General features: G+C 37.4%; 21 protein-coding genes. 15 read left to right on the top strand and 6 right to left on the bottom strand.

What is annotated here, in order from left to right:
- The first annotated feature begins 96 nt into the window (after nucleotides 1-96).
- Nucleotides 97-1,056: a hypothetical protein gene (locus tag WG904_RS04530; protein ID WP_339578100.1), complete on the top strand. Its 960-nt coding sequence runs from the start codon at nucleotides 97-99 to the stop codon at nucleotides 1,054-1,056.
- Here WG904_RS04530 and WG904_RS04525 read toward each other — a convergent pair.
- Together WG904_RS04525 and WG904_RS04520 are read right to left on the bottom strand one after the other, a co-directional pair.
- Nucleotides 1,039-1,656, bottom strand: a complete 618-nt coding sequence (locus WG904_RS04525) for a rhomboid family intramembrane serine protease (RefSeq protein ID WP_339578099.1) — start codon at nucleotides 1,654-1,656, stop codon at nucleotides 1,039-1,041. The two genes, WG904_RS04530 and WG904_RS04525, sit on opposite strands and share 18 nt — an antisense overlap.
- A 1-nt stretch (nucleotide 1,657) precedes the next feature.
- Nucleotides 1,658-3,400 carry a M14 family metallopeptidase gene (locus WG904_RS04520; RefSeq protein ID WP_339578098.1) on the bottom strand — a complete coding sequence of 581 codons (1,743 nt, stop codon included), beginning with the start codon at nucleotides 3,398-3,400 and terminating at the stop codon, nucleotides 1,658-1,660.
- 172 nt (nucleotides 3,401-3,572) lie between these two features.
- On the opposite strand from WG904_RS04520, the gene pepT reads away from it, so the two are divergent.
- The gene (gene pepT / locus WG904_RS04515; RefSeq protein WP_339578097.1) at nucleotides 3,573-4,823 is read left to right on the top strand and encodes a peptidase T; all 1,251 of its coding nucleotides are present in this window, start codon (nucleotides 3,573-3,575) and stop codon (nucleotides 4,821-4,823) included.
- 65 nt (nucleotides 4,824-4,888) lie between these two features.
- On the opposite strand, the gene WG904_RS04510 is transcribed toward pepT, so the two are convergent.
- Entirely contained in the window at nucleotides 4,889-5,581 is a 693-nt protein-coding gene (locus tag WG904_RS04510; RefSeq protein ID WP_339578096.1) for a class I SAM-dependent methyltransferase, read from the bottom strand.
- A gap of 36 nt (nucleotides 5,582-5,617) precedes the next feature.
- Complete coding sequence (locus WG904_RS04505) at nucleotides 5,618-5,941, bottom strand: YtxH domain-containing protein (RefSeq protein ID WP_339578095.1); 324 nt, start codon at nucleotides 5,939-5,941, stop codon at nucleotides 5,618-5,620.
- On the opposite strand from WG904_RS04505, the gene WG904_RS04500 reads away from it, so the two are divergent.
- The 8 genes from WG904_RS04500 (at nucleotide 5,910) to tsf (ending at nucleotide 11,018) form a co-directional block, all read left to right on the top strand.
- Nucleotides 5,910-6,290 carry a hypothetical protein gene (locus WG904_RS04500; RefSeq protein ID WP_339578094.1) on the top strand — a complete coding sequence of 127 codons (381 nt, stop codon included), beginning with the start codon at nucleotides 5,910-5,912 and terminating at the stop codon, nucleotides 6,288-6,290. The genes WG904_RS04505 and WG904_RS04500 overlap by 32 nt on opposite strands.
- Nucleotides 6,291-6,300: 10 nt before the next feature.
- Nucleotides 6,301-6,927 carry a DUF1579 domain-containing protein gene (locus WG904_RS04495; protein WP_339578093.1) on the top strand — a complete coding sequence of 209 codons (627 nt, stop codon included), beginning with the start codon at nucleotides 6,301-6,303 and terminating at the stop codon, nucleotides 6,925-6,927.
- Between the two features lie 159 nt (nucleotides 6,928-7,086).
- Nucleotides 7,087-7,422 (top strand): ORF6N domain-containing protein, encoded by a 336-nt coding sequence (locus WG904_RS04490; RefSeq protein WP_339578092.1) that lies wholly within the window; start codon nucleotides 7,087-7,089, stop codon nucleotides 7,420-7,422.
- Nucleotides 7,423-7,460: 38 nt separating this feature from the next.
- Nucleotides 7,461-7,625, top strand: coding sequence for a hypothetical protein (locus tag WG904_RS04485; RefSeq protein ID WP_339578091.1), 165 nt, complete (start codon nucleotides 7,461-7,463; stop codon nucleotides 7,623-7,625).
- Nucleotides 7,626-8,358: 733 nt separating this feature from the next.
- Entirely contained in the window at nucleotides 8,359-8,802 is a 444-nt protein-coding gene (rplM, locus tag WG904_RS04480; protein WP_339578090.1) for a 50S ribosomal protein L13, read from the top strand.
- Nucleotides 8,803-8,818: 16 nt separating this feature from the next.
- Nucleotides 8,819-9,205 carry a 30S ribosomal protein S9 gene (gene rpsI / locus WG904_RS04475; protein WP_339578089.1) on the top strand — a complete coding sequence of 129 codons (387 nt, stop codon included), beginning with the start codon at nucleotides 8,819-8,821 and terminating at the stop codon, nucleotides 9,203-9,205.
- Between the two features lie 20 nt (nucleotides 9,206-9,225).
- Complete coding sequence (gene rpsB, locus WG904_RS04470; protein ID WP_339578088.1) at nucleotides 9,226-10,074, top strand: 30S ribosomal protein S2; 849 nt, start codon at nucleotides 9,226-9,228, stop codon at nucleotides 10,072-10,074.
- A 98-nt stretch (nucleotides 10,075-10,172) separates the two neighbouring features.
- Nucleotides 10,173-11,018, top strand: a complete 846-nt coding sequence (tsf, locus tag WG904_RS04465) for a translation elongation factor Ts (protein WP_339578087.1) — start codon at nucleotides 10,173-10,175, stop codon at nucleotides 11,016-11,018.
- 54 nt (nucleotides 11,019-11,072) lie between these two features.
- Here tsf and WG904_RS04460 read toward each other — a convergent pair whose 3' ends face one another.
- Entirely contained in the window at nucleotides 11,073-12,281 is a 1,209-nt protein-coding gene (locus tag WG904_RS04460) for a metallophosphoesterase (RefSeq protein ID WP_339578086.1), read from the bottom strand.
- A 93-nt stretch (nucleotides 12,282-12,374) separates the two neighbouring features.
- Here WG904_RS04460 and nagA point away from each other — a divergent pair, with 93 nt between their 5' ends.
- The 5 genes from nagA to WG904_RS19610 all read left to right on the top strand — a co-directional run bounded on the left by nagA (nucleotide 12,375) and on the right by WG904_RS19610 (nucleotide 17,034).
- The gene (gene nagA, locus WG904_RS04455) at nucleotides 12,375-13,463 is read left to right on the top strand and encodes an N-acetylglucosamine-6-phosphate deacetylase (RefSeq protein WP_339578085.1); all 1,089 of its coding nucleotides are present in this window, start codon (nucleotides 12,375-12,377) and stop codon (nucleotides 13,461-13,463) included.
- 124 nt (nucleotides 13,464-13,587) lie between these two features.
- Complete coding sequence (gene pyrH, locus WG904_RS04450) at nucleotides 13,588-14,295, top strand: UMP kinase (RefSeq protein ID WP_339578084.1); 708 nt, start codon at nucleotides 13,588-13,590, stop codon at nucleotides 14,293-14,295.
- A 41-nt stretch (nucleotides 14,296-14,336) separates the two neighbouring features.
- Nucleotides 14,337-14,900 carry a ribosome recycling factor gene (gene frr, locus WG904_RS04445; protein ID WP_339578083.1) on the top strand — a complete coding sequence of 188 codons (564 nt, stop codon included), beginning with the start codon at nucleotides 14,337-14,339 and terminating at the stop codon, nucleotides 14,898-14,900.
- 116 nt (nucleotides 14,901-15,016) lie between these two features.
- Complete coding sequence (locus tag WG904_RS04440) at nucleotides 15,017-16,771, top strand: ABC transporter ATP-binding protein (RefSeq protein WP_339578082.1); 1,755 nt, start codon at nucleotides 15,017-15,019, stop codon at nucleotides 16,769-16,771.
- A gap of 26 nt (nucleotides 16,772-16,797) precedes the next feature.
- The gene (locus WG904_RS19610; RefSeq protein WP_431844413.1) at nucleotides 16,798-17,034 is read left to right on the top strand and encodes a PLDc N-terminal domain-containing protein; all 237 of its coding nucleotides are present in this window, start codon (nucleotides 16,798-16,800) and stop codon (nucleotides 17,032-17,034) included.
- 8 nt (nucleotides 17,035-17,042) lie between these two features.
- Here WG904_RS19610 and WG904_RS04435 read toward each other — a convergent pair whose 3' ends face one another.
- Nucleotides 17,043-18,329 (bottom strand): MFS transporter, encoded by a 1,287-nt coding sequence (locus tag WG904_RS04435; RefSeq protein ID WP_339578081.1) that lies wholly within the window; start codon nucleotides 18,327-18,329, stop codon nucleotides 17,043-17,045.
- Between the last annotated feature and the right edge of the window lie 22 nt (nucleotides 18,330-18,351).

Raw genomic sequence — 18,351 nt, 5'->3', positions numbered from 1 at the left:
AAGATTACAAATTTTTTAATTCTCTTTTCCTCATCGGATGACGAATAAGGGTGAAGAATTGCAACTCACCTACTTATTCCCTAATTTTGCGGGAGAATGAATAGCGCTTTATACAACCCTTTCAGAAACTTCGATTTCAAAAACCAACTTTGCTTTGTAAGTGGCGAAAAACCAGTTGAACAAATCCGTGTTTTACCAGATTGGTTGATAGAAATGGCCAATTTAACTGGCGAAGAACAAATTAAACTGTTAGACGAAAGCATCAGGACCTATAAAAGCTTAACTGTTCCGGCAAACACTCAAGTGTATGACGATTTTATCTTGAAATTAGAAAATAAAATCGAAGCCGCCTTTAAAAAAGGATACGCAGGCTTAATGGAACTCGAAGAAGTAGATTTATTTAATTGGATTGGCAAATTGATGTATAGCTTTCTGTATATCGAAATGCAAGGTGCGATCAGACTAAACCAATTAAGTGGTGATGGCATGAACATGTCGCAAGGCTTAATGCATAAATTTGGCAACCTGCACACGATGTTACAAAGTATTCATCGCAGCGTGGTATTTGAAGAATTTACGCCTTGGTCTATCGTTATTGTTCCCTTATCGGATGCAAATACAGCATTTAGCTTTCGCGATGAAATTAACACACTTACTTTTTCGTTAAAATTTAAGGATTTTGGCATTATTGCCTGTCTACAAGATAACGGCACCAATAAACGCTACCATCACGAAATTTTAAAATCCATAGACGATAAAAAACTCTCAGAACAACAGTTTGAAGAATTAGCAGCTCGGTTTTTTTATTCGGCTTATTTATTTAATCGTTTGCCAGAATATACGGTTATGCCAGTAGATGGTGTTGTCTTTATCGATGCCATGCCGCTAAAAGGCACACAGAATAAAGCATTATTCGATGTGTGGGCGAATAAAACCTACGCACAAGTGCTAGAAAATTTCTGGAAACCTTGGGGTCACACCCTATTCGAAATTATCAAAGATCCAACGGCTCCTATGAGCTATTTTGACGAGCCGTTTTTACCCGCCAACGCCTAATTGTTTGAGAAAGTGAGGGATAATTCCAGGCACCAATACCAAGGTAAAAACCATACCTGTTAATGCGCCAAAGAAATGGGCATCATGATTGATATTATCTTTTGCCTGTTTCGACATGTAATAGCAGTAAACAAGATACAACACGCCGAATAGGATAGATGGTATTCCAAAAGGAATAGGCAAGATCATAATTTTGTTTAAAGGGAAAAATAAGATATAGCTAAACAATACTCCACTAACTGCTCCCGATGCACCCAAACTATGATACCAAAAATGATTTTTATGTTTCGATACCGAAGTAATATCTGCTAAAACCATACTTGCAAAGTAAAGTAAGCCAAATTGCCAATGCCCAATTAATATCTCCAGCTGAAAGGCAAAAGCAAAATAGGTAAACATGTTAAAGAATAAGTGCATCCAATCGGCGTGGATTAATCCGCTGGTTATAAAAGTATACCACTTTTTCCCTTTTGCAATAGAGTAGGGGTGTAGCATAAATTTGCTAGACAACTGGGGGTCGTTAAAAGCATAGATACTGCTAATAATGGTAAATATAAAAATAATCGAAGCTACAGGAGTTTCGTTTAGGTATTGCATCATCTTATTTTAAATTCAGCTTTAAATCGTGTTGCATTCTCCCGATAGGATAACGCATATATGTTTTTTCGTAGTAATCGGAATTCTTATATACAAAATCTAATTGTGCTCTTCCGCTTTTTGCTAAGTCGGGATTTTTCAATTTTTCCGCGTCTAGCTTTTTCTTGAGCTCTGGATCTTTTTTTAAGAGCTCGGCTGCAGTATCTTCAAAAACGTAAGACGAATAGCCTTCTTTTTGCCCTAAAATCGAATCGAAAAAATTCCAGTTAAAAAAAGAATCGATGGCCTGCGGCTCCAAGGTTTCTACGATATATCTGTTATTCGGCTGATTAACATATACCACATAATCTCCTTCAAAGAACTGAACATCTTGCGTTACTGGATTTAGGTTCACTGCCGAATGTTGATAGTGTCCTTCATACGGCCGTGTTCCTGTTTTCATCTCGCCGATATAATACATTTGCAGATTAAGTTTTGTATCGGCAGCGAGCTGTTTCATTTTCACATTGTTTAGTTTAAGCAAGGCAATTACCTTATCCCAGGCTTTTGGAATAACATAGGCAATAGGTTTAGTAACGGTTAGGCTTGGCTCAAAATTGTCCCAATATTTTATCTTTTTAGTAAAGGGCTCATTTCGATCGTAATAAAGTCGGTTTACCCCACTAACCTCACTGGGCTTCTGTTTAGCAACAAATCCTTTAAACTCAATACTGTCATAGACCGATCGGTCTAATTTCCAGTCTAATGGAAAATCTTTTTGCTGCGCTGTAAATTCATCCGCTTTGCGTTTGTTTTCTCCAATACGTTTTGCATCGCGCGACACGATGGTTACATAGGTATGCAATAATTTTTGCGTCGATTCTACCCGTTTATCAAAATTTTTAAGCATATGTGTTTCGGGCATAAAACCAATCGTGTTATGCAAAGCAGCATAGCCTGTAGAATAACGAGGAGATTCTATGTAACCGGTAATTCCCGATTCAGGTGTTTCGCTAATGGAATTTACATAAGGGATAAGCTCATAGCCCTTTCCTTTCATCTGGCTATACAAATCGGGAACCAAGGTTTTTGTTAAATAACTAGATAGTATAGGGTTTAGCTTGTCTTTTTGAGTAGGGATGAGGGTCATCGTATATTGATAATCGGCTCCATTGCTCGTATGCGTGTCTACAAATATTTCGGGCTGCCAAACATTAAAAATTTGTTGGAATGCTTGTGAATTTCTAGAGTCAGTTTTAATAAAATCTCTATTTAAATCAAGATTTTTTCCATTGCCCCTAAAACCATAGGCTACGGGCCCATTTTGGTTAGCCCTGGAGGTGCCACTGCGATTATGACTGCCATCGATATTGTACATAGGAATAATGCAAATCACCACATTATCGGGAATAGTGTTATTTTTCAATAATTCCCTTGCAAACATCATGCTTGCATCTATTCCCTCTGGTTCGCCAGGATGGATGCCGTTATTAATCAGCAAAATTCGTTTATCGCTTGCTCTTATAGCTGTGGGATCGAATATTTTATGTTTAGATAAGACCATTAAGTGTAGGGGCACACCAAAATCGGTACTTCCATAGGTAAGTAACTTCGATTGCAGCGGATAGGTTTTGGCCAATTGCTCATAATAGGCAATGGCTTGCGTATAGGTTGTGGTCTCTTTCTTGTTGCTACGCTCGAAGGGAGTGAGTTGACCAAATGCTTTAATCGATAAAAAAAGCAGAAATAAAAAAGCGGCTCGTTTCATATGTAGATAATATTGTTTTCAATTGTCATATGGAATACGCCATGTATCTTCATTTGTGTTTGTGCGTTTCGGCACATGGCTATTTCATAAAATAATATATGGGCCTAATTTAGTTTTTTATTCTAAGAAGTAGGATTATCTTTTTTGATACATTTTACTAATTTTGATGGCTATGGACTATCACAACAACGAAGAGCGTCTCCAAAATAGATTTATCAGCTATGCCAAAATTGATACGCAATCTGACGCCTCCTCACCTAGTTATCCTTCAACAGCTAAACAGAAAAATTTAGCTAAAATTTTAGTCGCCGAGTTATTGGAAATGGGCATTGATGATGCACATTGTGATGAATACGGGTATGTTTATGCTACAGTGCCATCCACTACTACCAAACATGTTCCAGTAATCTGTTTTTGTTCGCATATGGATACTTCGCCCGATTGTAGCGGTGAAAATGTGAAACCCATCATCCATCAAAATTATCGGGGAGAAGACTTGATTCTACCAGATGATTCTGCAGTAATTTTAAAGTTAAGTGAACACCCAGATTTATCCGCCCAAATTGGAAATGATATTATTACAGCAAGCGGAACCACACTCTTGGGAGCAGATAATAAGGCAGGTTTGGCAGAGATTATGGAAGCAGCAGCCTATTTTATGGCTAATCCTGGTGTAAAACATGGGGAGATTAAAATTCTCTTCACGCCCGACGAAGAAATTGGCCGTGGGGTTGATAAAGTTGATATGAAAAAATTGGGTGCTGATTTCGCTTATACTATTGATGGCGAAACTGTGGGTTCTATTGAAGATGAAACGTTTGCTGCCGACGGTGGAAAACTCGTAATTCACGGCATTAGTGCGCATCCAGGCTTTGCCAAAGGAAAAATGGAAAGTGCCATAAAGATTTTATCAAGAATTATCACGTCATTACCAAAAGATAAATTAACTCCGGAAACCACATCTGGAAAAGAGGGATTTATCCACCCTGTTGCTATTAATGGCAATGCAGAGTTAGCAGAAGCGCACTTTATTATCCGAGATTTTGATGATGATTTATTAAAAGCGCATGAAAATACCTTAGAGGAAGTGGTTAAAAAAGAGCTGTTGAGTTATCCAAATTCGAGTTATGAGTTCGTAATAACCGAGCAGTATCGTAATATGAAAAAAGTATTAGATCAATACCCTCAAGTAATCGACTACGGCATTAAGGCCATAGAAAGAACGGGATTGGTGGCTAAGCGAAGAAGTATACGGGGGGGTACAGATGGCTCGCGTTTATCGTTTGTTGGCTTGCCTTGTCCGAATGTATTTGCAGGGGAACACGCTTTTCATAGTAAACAAGAATGGGTTTCTGTGCAGGATATGGAAAAGGCTGTACAAACAATTATAAATATTGCGTGTATTTGGGAAGAAAATTGTTAATTTTAACATTAAGAAGTTAAGGCGTATTAAGCTTAAATTTTCTTAATGCCTTAATGGTTTAAAACTTAAATGCTATTCGACAAGGTTAATCTAGCTAAATATTGATCTTCCCCGTCATCAAAAATGATTTCGGTTTCCCATCCATTTTCTTTTGCGATGTGAATTAAGGTTTCTTGATCTAAATACAGCCAATTGAACCAATTTCCTAGTTTGTTTTTGTAGGTATAGCTATAGCTTACTTCACCAAAATAATGATTTTCGGGTTTAACTGATTCTTCATATAGATAGGAAATGTCAGAGCTATCAAAGAGTAGTTGGCCCTTAGGAAGAAGAAGTTTTTTTGCATGATGTAAAAAGTCGATAAAGCCGGGTAAAGTGCCGGTTAAACCTATTCCATTCATTAAAAATAGTAGCGTATCATATTTTTTATTGGTTAAGAAAATACTTTCCTCAAAAGCCTTTTTAACACCTCTTTGTTGCATTATTTTAACGGCATCGGCCGACACATCTATTGCGGTAACATCTAATCCTATTTCTTGTAAGATGAGGGCGTGACTTCCAACTCCAGCTCCTACATCTAAAACTTTTCCATAGCACGCCTCAAGCGCCTTATGTTCAAGGACGGGCATTTCTTCTTCGGTTCTAAAAAAGATAGCTACAGGCATCTCTTCAATATCGCCGTACGAATTGTTAAGCCACAAAATATCGGCGTTGCCGTTCTTGTAAAAATCAGAAAGAGCTAAACCAAAAACATCCATAATCAAAGATACCTTTGGAAGAGCTTAATTCGAAACTTATGCTTTAACTTTTGCTAAATTCTCTGTGATTAGATTGCCGATTGCTCCAATTTGATCTTTTGAGTTTGATAATAGATCGCAAATCCAATTGCTGGCTTTCTGTTTCAGGGCATCGTTTTTATCTGATGCTAACACTAATGCAATTGCAGCACCTAGCGCTGCACCCGCCAATAATCCGGTTACTATTTTTGTTTGTTTTGTCATGATACGAGCTTTTAATACGTTAATAGTAACAATCTGTCTATGGAATTGTTCAGGAAGAATGATGTAAATTGCTTTTTTAAAATTTATGATACAAAAACTTTCTTCGTTTAACATCATTTTGGCCATCGTTTATGTGTTGGTTTACCTAAAGAGTGGAACCTTTAACTCTACGACTGGAATTTTGGTAATTATTGTTTTTAATTGGTTAGGAGTACGAAGTTTTCATTTGGATAATTACCGGTGGGGCATTTTGCATTACCTTACGGGGGCGTGGACCTTATATTTTATTGGGACCTTAGTTTATGGTGCTGTAAACATTGTAAGTGCATCAATCGAATTTGATTTTATTACTGATGATACACTTTGGTATTTAATTGTCAACTTTTTTTTCTGTACATTGGTGATGATACAGCTTACGCACTATGGATATAAGTATTATAAACAATTGAGGAAATTTAATCACTAAAACTTAAAAAATGAAAAGAGTAAACTTAATTCTCGGATTAGTATTGTTGTTTGCAATAGCCTGTAACAGCGAAAAGAAAGGCGAAAGTGCAGATACCAGTAGTGTAGCATCATCCGATACAACTGCCAAACCAGTAGATACTGCAGCAATGAATAAGGCATGGGCCGACTACATGACGCCTGGCGATTCGCATAAAATGTTGGCAAAGGCCGATGGAAGATGGGATGCAGAAATCTCATTCTACTATAATCCGGATTCTCCCAGTGTGAATAAGGTGGTTTGTGAAAGCAAAATGATCTTAGGCGGGAGATATCAACAATCTACCTATAAGGGCTCGATTGATGGGATCCCTTTTGAAGGGATAAACACGTTGGCTTATGATAATGCGAGGAAGATCTATATTAGTACATGGGTTGATAATATGGGTACAGGTATTATGTATATGGAAGGAACGTATGATGCAGCAACAAAGACCATGAACTTTAAAGGCAAAGCAACTGATGTAGTTTCGGGAAACGATATTGCCTTACGTGAGGTTTTTAAAATGGTAGACGATAAAACACAAGCCATGGAGATGTATGAAACAAAAGACGGAAAAGAGATGAAAACGATGTCGATTTTATTAAAGAAGAAATAGGAATAACGATTAATTTATAGGAAAGCCCGAGTGTTGAACGAGGGCTTTTTTGCGTTAAACCTAGTGCATTTTCTAATTAAGAAAAACTGAAAAACTTTTAAATCTTGAAGTCACAAATTGTGACTTAAAAGCTAAAATATCTTCTATATTTGGTTACCCATGGAAGACAAACAATCTTTTGCAATTCTATCAGATGATATCGTTGTGAACAAAATTTATGAAATAAGAAACATGAATGTAATGCTTGATAGTGATTTAGCTGAGCTTTATGGTGTGGAGACCAAGGTTTTGAATCAGGCGGTCAAAAGAAATACCGATAGATTTCCGGAGGATTTTATGTTCCCACTAACAGAAAATGAATGGGAATCTTTGAGGTCACAAATTGTGACCTCAAAGATAGGGAGAGGCGGAAGAACCTACCTCCCTAATGTTTTTACTGAACATGGTGTCTTGATGTTATCGAGTGTTTTGAGTAGCCAGCAAGCTATTACGTAAATATTCAGATCGTTAGGGTTTTTACAAGATTGAGAAGGTTGCTAAATGAACACAACGAGTTTAAATTAGAAATGGTTGACATCAAAAAGAAGGTGACTAATCATGATAAAAACATAGAAACCATTTTTAGTTATATTGATGAATTGACGGAAAGGAAAGCACAACCCAGAAAGCGGATTGGTTATATGCCCGATGATTTGTAAAAGCTATTATATTTTTCCGTTGTGCAAATCCCAAATAGGGAAGCACATTTCATAGTCGTTCCAAATAATATCACCGAATTCAACAGTGAAGCTTTGAAATGCGTTTGTTATAAACAAAATATTCAATCCATTTATTAACAATTTCAGTTCTGTAAGCTTCAACAAAAGCCTTAAAGTTTTTAAGGTTCTTTCTATCTAATGATTTTCTCCCCTTTACTTCTGAAATAATAATCTCTTTGAAAACACATCTGCTGTTCTTGATTTGTAATCTTGGGGCTTTTGATGGAATATTTAATCATTTACAACAGACTCTAGATTATAAATATTTAATAGCCTCAACGTCATCTTATGATGTTTAATGACCTAAATTACTCCATTAATATCAAGAAAGCAAAAATTATCATACGCATGTAGACTTTGCAACCCTAATTACTGGCGCAATCCTCGCCACCTAAATTGGGTTGCAGGTGCAAAGCCAGGTCATCTCTTAAAAACCACCACAAACCCTGCCTTTCAAAACCCTTTTTCAATCCCTGTTAAAGCTCCCAAACTCATAACTCACAACCCACAACTCACAACTTCCACCCACTAAACCAACCAGCCTTATCACTCGCAACTCGCAATCCTCAACTTTTTTTCTCCCAACTCTTTGCTAATTAAACTATTCTCCGTATCTTTGCAGTCCCTAAAAAAGAGGGAATTAACTATTTTTTAACAAATTAAATAAAAGCAAGTGAATACGTTAAGTTACAAAACTGTCTCTGCCAATGCAAAAACTGTTAATAAACAGTGGGTTGTTGTTGACGCACAAGGAGAGATTTTGGGGCGCTTGTCTTCTAAAATCGCTATGATTATTAGAGGAAAAAACAAGCCAGAGTACACCCCAAACGTAGACTGCGGTGATAACGTTATCGTTATTAATGCAGACAAGGTAAAATTAACTGGGAATAAATTTACTGAGAAAGAGTATATCTCTTACACAGGATACCCAGGTGGTCAAAGATTCATTTCTCCAAAAGAGTTAATGGCAAAACACCCTACCCGTGTTATTGAGAAAGCCGTTCGTGGAATGTTACCTAAAAGTCGTTTGGGCAAAAAATTGTACACCAATCTTTTTGTTTACGCAGGTTCAGAGCATCCGCATGCAGCACAATCACCAAAAACCATTACACTTTAATTAAAAGAGAAAAGAAATGTCAGTTACAAACACTTCAGGAAGAAGAAAAACTGCAGTTGCCCGTATCTATTTAAAAGAAGGCAACGGCACCATTACCGTTAACGGTAAAGACCACAAAGTTTATTTCCCTACCCTACCTTTACAATATATTGTTAACCAATCGTTCGAAGTAGCTGAACTAATTGGTAAATACGATGTAAATGTAAATGTGAATGGTGGTGGAGTAAAGGGACAAGCAGAAGCAGTTCGTTTAGCTATCGCTAAAGCTATTGTTGAATTAGATGCTGAGAAAAAACCAGCATTACGCGCTAAAGGGCTAATGACCCGTGATATGCGTATGGTTGAACGTAAGAAACCAGGACGTAAAAAAGCACGTAAGAAATTCCAATTCAGTAAACGTTAATCTTAAAGGAGACAAACACAATGGCAAGAACTACATATCAAGACTTATTGGATGCAGGTGTACACTTTGGTCACCTTACCCGCAAATGGAATCCGAAAATGGCACCCTATATTTTTATGGAGCGCAACGGAATTCACATTATAGATTTAAATAAAACTTTAACTAAAACTGAAGAAGCTGCAGCAGCGATTAAACAAATCGTTAAATCTGGTCGCAAGATCTTATTTGTAGCTACTAAGAAACAAGCTAAAGAAATTGTTGCTGAGCAAGCAAGAAAAGTAAATATGCCTTTCGTAACCGAACGTTGGTTAGGTGGTATGTTAACGAACTTCGCAACAGTTCGCAAGTCGATTAAAAAGATGGTTACCATCGATAAAATGACGAAAGACGGAACCTATTCTATCCTTTCGAAAAAAGAGCGCTTAATGATTCAACGTGAGCGTATCAAATTAGAAAGTTTATTAGGTGGTATTGCAGATTTAAACCGTTTACCGGCTGCAATTTTCTTAATTGACGTTAAAAAAGAGCATATTGCTGTAGCAGAAGCGATGAAATTAAACATCCCTACTTTTGCAATGGTTGATACCAACTCTGATCCATCAAATATCGATTTCCCAATTCCAGCAAATGATGATGCAACAAAATCAATTTTATTGATTACTGATGTAATTATCAAAGCAATCGAAGAAGGCTTAGATGAGCGTAAACGCGAAAAAGATGAAGAGGCTGAAAAAGAAGCTGTAGCCGTTAAAACTGCTGCTGATGCTCCTGAAGCAACTGCTACACCTAGAGAAGCTGGCGCTAAAAGACCAACGAAAAAAGAAACTGCTGAGGCAGAAGCTTCATCAGAAGAATCTTCAGAAGGATAATTTCAGTTGCGGGTTGTGAGTTTCGAGTTATGGGTCTAGTCCCGCAACCTGCAACCTGCAACCCGCAACATTTATAAAACATACAAAAACTTAATAAAATGTCTACAGTACAAATTACTGCCGCAGATGTAAATAAATTACGCCAACAGACCGGAGCCGGTATGATGGATTGCAAAAAAGCATTAGTAGAAGCCAATGGCGATTTCGAAGCTGCTGTTGATTTATTGCGCAAAAAAGGTCAAAAGGTATCTGCCGCTCGTTCTGGTAATGCTACTTCTGAAGGGTTAGTATCAATCCATGTTTCAGCAGATGGAACAAATGGTAAATTAGTTGCTTTAGCTTGTGAAACTGAACCAGTTTCTAAAGTTGAAGATTTCCGTAATCTGGCTCAAGCTGTTTTAGCTGCAGCAGTTGCTAACAACCCTTCTTCTACTGAAGAATTATCAGCAATTACATTGGAAGATGGACGTACAGTTGCCGAAACCATAACTGAACTTACCGGTAAAATCGGCGAGAAAATCGTTATTCAAGAGTACGCCAACGTATTTGGCGAGAAAATCGTTTCTTATATCCATTCTAATGGTAAAATGGGTGTTTTGGTAGTGTTTGAAGGCGCTAACGGCGTAGATATTACTGAAGCGGGTAAAGATGTTGCAATGCAAATTGCTGCAATGAGCCCAATTGCTGTTGATAAAGACGGTGTTGATCCTGCTACAATCGAGCGCGAAATTGAAATTGCAAAAGATGTAATTCGTCAAGAAGGTAAACCAGAAGAAATGGTAGAGAAAATCGCTGCTGGTAAATTGAATAAATTCTACAAAGACAGTACTTTATTAAACCAAGAGTTTGTTAAAGACAGTTCTGTTGATGTTCGTAAATTCTTAGATAATACTGCTAAAGGACTAACAGTTACTGCTTTCAAACGCGTACAATTAGGTGCTTAAATAATAATACTTTGACAAACTTCTACAAACTTTGTAGAAGTTTGTTATTGAGCTTTACTTCTTTACTTCATATCTTCCTACCTCTTTACCAGAATCATCTACCATAACTGCACTGAGTAGATTTTTATTCGCAGTAATCTTTGTTAGCGTTCGTTTCCCTTCTAATGGACCGCCCCCAATAATTAAAGGATAGTGATTTAATCCTTGCTGTGGTTTATGCACCTTATAAGTGTGCGTATGTCCACTAAGAACCAAGTCAACTTTGCCTTGATTTAATAAAGGCTCAAACACCTCTGTACAATGTTTTGGACCATGCGCATCACCCGAAAAACGTGGTGGAATATGCATCATTACAACTCTAAAAGGAGCTTTCTTAAACTCTTTTCTTTGCATTTCGGTTTTAAGCCATTCGGCTTGTTCTAATCGGTAAGCATCGAAATCTACTAAATTTGCATATACCGGATGAGTATCCTCCTTATCCTCTCCCGTATCCAATATTACAAATCGAACGGGGCCCAAGGTAAAAGCAAGCTTACCCACATTTTCGAAATAATTTAAAAACTCATCCCTAAAAATACCTCTTGTTTCGTGATTACCACGCACATAAACAAATGGTATTTTTTTGGCAAAAGAATCGATAGGCAGCAGCATATGGTCTATAATCTGTTGTTCATTGGTTTGGTAATCGAAAATATCCCCGTTAAAAAAAATAAAATCTTGTTCCTCTGCCTTGTCCAAACTCAACAGATGTGGAATTGATTTTGGCCGATCATGAATATCATTTAACATTAAGAAGGAAATTTGTTCTTTCGCAACATCAGCATTTACAAAACTCTCCGTTTCACCATTTATCAACGTACCGTACGTTAACTTATAAGGCTTAAAATCTTTAATTTCACTAGATACAATTTTATAGTAGTATTTTTGGCCCGCCTCAAGGTTTTTAAGTACAACCTTATTAATTCTTCCATCAGGCCGTAAGCCAAACATCGATTTGCCGTAAGCTTTATCTGTTAACTGCTGTGCATCTTTGCCATACTCTACCCAACTATTGGCATCCTTATTCGTTATCCAGTGGATAGCAATCGTATTGTTAAAAGCAGATTGTAAATAAGGACCAGCGATGATTCTGAACGCTTCATCAGGTTTGTCTTCGATTTCTTCTGCCGAAGCAAGAGCGGGCGCAAATAAGGTAGCAGCGCCCATTACAACTCCGCCTTTCAGAAAATTACGGCGTTGCACACCAAGGGTTGGAACATCCATTTTTAATAGTTTATCTTTAAAATTTCATTTCTAATATAGCGCATAATCTTACCACTATTCGCATAAAGCGATATAATTTTTACATATTTGACCATGCAAACGTTTGATAATTTTAGTTACTTTAACGGGAACAACTTAAAGCAGGCACAATCGATAACCATTACTAATGATAAAATCATTTCAATTAAGGAATCGGACAGCATTGGCAAAACTGGCGATTTAATTGTACCAGGTTTTGTCGATTTACAAATCTATGGAGCTGGGGGTAAACTATTTTCTGCTAGCCCTAGTGTTGAGACCCTTACACATATTGAGGAAGCCTTGATGAAAGTGGGCACTACAGGATTTCTAGTGTGTATGGCTACAAATACACCTGAAGTTTTTAATAGCTGCATCGCCGTTGCAAAGGAACATCGTAAAGCTGCAAAAAATTGCTTGGGAATACATTTAGAAGGCCCTTTTTTAAATCCAAAACGTAGAGGGGCTCATATAGAAAAATTCATTAGAAAAGCAACCCTAGACGAAATCAAAGCGTTGCTAGATTTCGGAGATGGACTCATTAAGATGATGACAATTGCCCCTGAATTGCAAGATGACAGTGTAATCGAATATTTGTTGGATCACCATGTGGTGGTATCTTTAGGACATAGTGATGCTTCTTTTGATCAGGCTACAGCCGCTTATAATAAGGGCATTCAAACTACTACTCATCTTTTCAATGCCATGACACCACTTCAACACCGTGCTCCAGGTATACCAGGTGCTGTTTTTAATCATCACAGCGCGAGGGCTAGTATCATCGCTGATGGCCATCATGTAGATTTTGAAATCGTAAAACTAAGCTATAAGTTGTTAAAAGAACGTTTGTTTTTAATTACTGACGCTGTAACCGAATGCTCAACAGGTCCTTATCAACATCAATTAGTAGGCGATAAATTTGTAATGCCCGATGGTACTTTGTCTGGTTCTTCATTAACAATGCTGCAAGCCGTAAAAAATTGCGTAACCTACTGCGATATACCTTTAGTAGAAGCCTTAAAAATGAGCTCAACCTACCCATCACAGTTAATTAGTGAAGATAAGCGAATTGGCGAAATTGCAATTGGTCGGCAAGCCGATCTGTTAGTTTTGGATGCTGAATTAAATCTCAAGAAGGTAATCGCTAAGGGGGTTGAATATTAAAACATTTATCCTATTTTTGCGGTCATGAACCCGACACGATTAAGATAATTATAAAAATATAGTTAGGCTAATTATTTTAATCATCAAAGGCTCATCTGACAAAAGAAAACATAGAAACAACCTGATGAACTACAAACGGATTTTACTAAAATTAAGTGGCGAATCGTTAATGGGCGATAAGCAATATGGTATTGATAACGAGCGCGTTAAACAATATGCTGAAGATATTAAAGCCGTTCACGATAAAGGCCTTGAAATTGCAATTGTAATAGGAGGAGGTAATATTTTTAGAGGCTTAAGCGCCGAAAAATCTGGAATGGATAGGGCACAGGCCGATTATATGGGCATGCTAGCCACCGTAATTAACAGCATGGCCTTACAAGATGCTTTAGAAAAGGTAGGTTTAAAAACACGCCTATTATCAGCCATTAAGATGGAGCAAATTTGTGAGCCCTTTGTGCGTCGAAGAGCCGTTCGCCACTTAGAAAAAGGTAGAATAGTTATTTTTGGTGCTGGAACAGGAAACCCGTATTTCACCACCGACTCAGCGGCTGCTTTAAGAGCAATTGAAATTAGTGCCGATGCTGTTTTAAAAGGAACCCGTGTTGATGGAATCTATACCGCAGATCCTGAAAAAGACCCTGCTGCAGTTAAATATACTGAAATCACATTTAAAGAAGTTTATGCAAAAGGCCTAAATGTAATGGATATGACTGCCTTTACGCTTTGTGAAGAAAATAAAGTTCCCATCATTGTTTTTGACATGAACAAAACTGGAAATTTCTTGAAAATTGCCAATGGCGAAGAAATAGGGACATTAGTAAGCGGCTAAATCTGACCAATTTTTATATTTTTGTATAAATACTACACATTATGAACGACCTCATAAAGAAACAATTAGAAGATGCACAGGTTGCAATGGAAAAGGCAATTGCGCATTGTGAAGCTGAATTAACAAAAATAAGAGCGGGCAAAGCTTCGGCAGGCATGCTTGATGGGATTATGGTAGATTATTACGGAAATCCCACCCCACTAGCACAAGTTGGAAGTATCAATACTCCAGATGCGCGTACCTTAATTATCCAACCTTGGGAAAAGCAATTATTGGTGCCAATAGAGCGGGCCATTATGGAAGCGAATATTGGCATTAATCCGCAAAATGATGGTGTAATCATCAGACTTGTTGTGCCGCCTTTAACAGAAGAACGCCGTAGAGAATTGGTAAAAAAGGTTAAGGAAGAAGCCGAACGAGGAAGAATCACTGTTAGGAATATTCGTAAAGACGCCAACGAAAAGATTAAAAAATTAAAAGGCGAGAGCGTTTCTGATGATGAAATTAAGACTGGAGAAGGTGAAGTTCAAAAAATAACCGATGCTTATATTGTTAAAGTTGATAAACACGCCGAAGTAAAAGAAAAAGATATCATGACTATTTAACTTTGACAAACTTTACGCATGATGCCGATAAGTTTGTCAAAATAATACAATATAAAAGGGAATGTAGCTAAGCTTCATTCCCTTTACTTATTTTTACAGCCCAAACAAAACAAAAAATGAATTTACTGATTCACTATTTAAAAGCACACAAATGGGTTGTGGTTTTAGCCTTAGTTCTTGCTGCCATGAACATCGGATTTTCGCTGATGGATCCCGCAATCACGGGGAAGCTGATGGACAGGTATATTACCAAAGCCCAGCTTTATCAAAATGATAAGCACGGCTATATTATGGGCGTACTCGAATTAATAGGCTATGCAATTGGTGTAGCGATGGTTTCTAGAATTGCCAAAAATTTTCAGGATTATTTTACCAGTATCATTATCCAAAAGGTAGGAGCGAAAATGTATTCCGACGGACTAAAACACTCTTTGGAACTTCCATATCAGGTATTTGAAGATCAACGTAGCGGGGAAACACTATCGATTTTACAAAAGGTGAGAACAGATAGTGAAAAATTTATTACCTCCTTTATTAGCATCCTTTTTATCAGTTTTATTGGATTGCTATTTGTAATTGTATACTCGCTTTCTATAAGCTATAAAGTGACGTTGGTGTACGCAGCATCTATTCCGATTATCAGTTTTATTAGTTGGTTTTTGAGCAGAAAAATTAAGGTGATTCAACGTTCAATCATCGCGGAGACGACTTCTTTAGCGGGTTCAACAACCGAATCGCTTCGAAATATTGAATTGGTAAAGAGTTTAGGTTTGGCCGATCAAGAAATCAACCGGTTAAATAATACAACCTATAAAATTTTAGGCTTAGAATTAAAGAAAGTAAAATATGTTCGAAGCATGAGTTTTGTACAAGGTACAACCGTAAACTTGGTGCGCAGTACCATGATTGTTGTGCTTTTAATGTTGATTTTTGAAAATAATATCACACCTGGGCAATACCTTTCCTTCTTATTTTATTCTTTTTTCTTATTCGGACCTTTACAAGAAATCGGAACGGTAATTTTGGCTTGGCGTGAAGCTGAAGTCTCCTTAGGTAACTTTAAGCGAATTTTAAGCACACCATTAGAACATAAGCCAGAAAATCCGGTTGCTGTTCAAAAAATAAATACCCTTGCATTCGATAATGTAAGCTTTAAGCATTTATCAGGCAAGACCAATGCTTTGAGTAATATCTTTTTTGCCGCTAAAGAGGGTGAAAACATAGCTTTTGTAGGACCATCGGGTTCAGGTAAAACCACCTTAGTGAAGTTGCTAGTAGGTTTATATCAACCGATGGAAGGAAAAGTCTTGTACAACCAGATTTCAGGAAAGGATATAGATTTAAATGGTTTAAGAGAAAAAATCGGCTTCGTAACGCAGGATACTCAGCTTTTCTCCGGCACAATTAGAGAGAATTTGCAATTTGTTAAACCTGGAGCAAGCGATGAAGATTGTATGCGAGTATTGCATCAAGCAGCATGTCAAAATCTTTTAGCCCGGGCTGATAAAGGGTTAGATACCGTGATAGGAGAGGGCGGAGTAAAGGTTTCTGGCGGAGAAAAACAGCGCTTATCGATTGCAAGAGCATTATTGCGTAATCCCGATATTCTCGTGTTTGATGAAGCAACATCTTCTTTAGATTCCTTAACCGAGGAAGAAATTACGGCCACTATTCGCGACGTATCGGAATTAACCAGTCAGATCACCATCTTAATTGCCCATCGCTTATCAACCATCCGCCACGCCGACAGAATCTATGTTTTAGAAAAGGGACACATCATTGAACAAGGGAAACATGCCGATCTATTAGCCGAAAAAGGATTGTATTATGCAATGTGGAGACAACAAGTTGGTGAGAGAACAGAAAATTAGCTATATTTAAGTTTAATAATTTAAATATGCAGCTGTTAGAATTTTTAAACCTTGGAGGAGCTGAAGTAATTTTGCTTCTTTTGATAGGGGCCCCATTCTTATTAACTATCTATTGCATAATTGATATTATACGATCCGATTTTAAAGAATCGAATACCAAATTGCTTTTTTTAATTTTAGTAGGAGTGTTGCCCTTTATTGGCAGTGTAGCTTACCTTTTCCTTAAGCGAAATTATAGTAAGCAGCAGCCTTTTAAATATTAGTATTTGTTCTAAACCTGATCTTCATTCTTTTCTGCAGGCTTAATATCATTTAGCGTAAGCGGTAATAAACTCTTCGTTTTTACATACGTAATAAAAGCAATGCCCAATGTCATACTTCCTCCAAAAACTACAGCCGGAACAGTACGCATCAGTTTTGCAGTTAATCCCGATTCAAATGCCCCTAATTCATTTGATGAACCAATAAACATGCTATTTACTGCCGAAACTCGTCCACGCATCTGATCTGGGGTAAGTAACTGCATAATAGTAGAGCGAATTACTACACTAACGCTGTCGAAAGCCCCTTCACAAAACAGGAAAAAGAGTGTTAAATAAAAGCTAGTCGACAAGCCATAGCAAATAATGCTTACTCCGAAGCCTGTAACTGCAATTAATAAATTTCGCCATGGTTTATTCATAGGTGGATATTTAGTCATCACCAACATGGTTAGTACTGAGCCTAATGAAGCGGCGGCACGCATGTATCCAGCGCCCTCAGATCCAACATGAAGAATGTCTATAGCAATAATTGGAAGTAGGGCAACTGCGCCTCCAAAAAATACAGAAAATAAATCTAAGCTTAATGCTGCCAACATCATTTTGCTCTTAAAAACAAATTGAACACCTTCTGTTAAACTTTTGAAAATACTTTCTTTTGGAACAAATGTGGGAGGATGAGTTTTTAGAAAAAGAATGCAAATTAAAGCTACTAAAATAAACGCCACAATTACCGAGTAAGAAGTGGTGATACCGAAATTTCCATAGAGCAGGCCCCCAGCAGCTGGCCCTAAAATGGATGCCAATTGCCAACTCGAACTACTCCAGGTTGCCCCATTAGGATATAGTTTTTTTGGGATAATTTGCCCCATTATCGAAAATGTGGTTGGACCAAAGAAACCTCTAGCTAAACCAATGCAAAATATCATTGCATATAAGATGGGTAAAAGAGTTCCAGTAGGAACATGCCATTGTTTACTGGTAAAGGTTAACATCACCAGTGAACATAACATTACCGAGGCAAATATTTTAATTAATAGCCCTTTTTTCTCCGTTTTATCAGCAATATATCCCCCGTATAACGCAATAGATATAGATGGAATGGCTTCACATAATCCAATAAAAGCCAAAGCCAGGGGATCGCGAGTTAGATCGTAAATATACAAGCCCAATACAACTGCTTGCATTTGATACGCGAATGTAAAAAAAAAGCGCATCCCTAAATAAGAGCGAAATTCTCTATACCGTAAAGCTGCAAATGAGTCTTTCTTTTCTTCAATAACTGATGGTTCTTCCAAGGAAAATAATTTCCTATAAAAG

Source organism: Pedobacter anseongensis, assembly GCF_037482965.1.
Classification (GTDB): Bacteria; Bacteroidota; Bacteroidia; order Sphingobacteriales; family Sphingobacteriaceae; genus Pedobacter; species Pedobacter anseongensis.
Note: the sequence above shows the minus strand (reverse complement) of the source record. Positions and strands in the feature narration are given on the sequence as shown.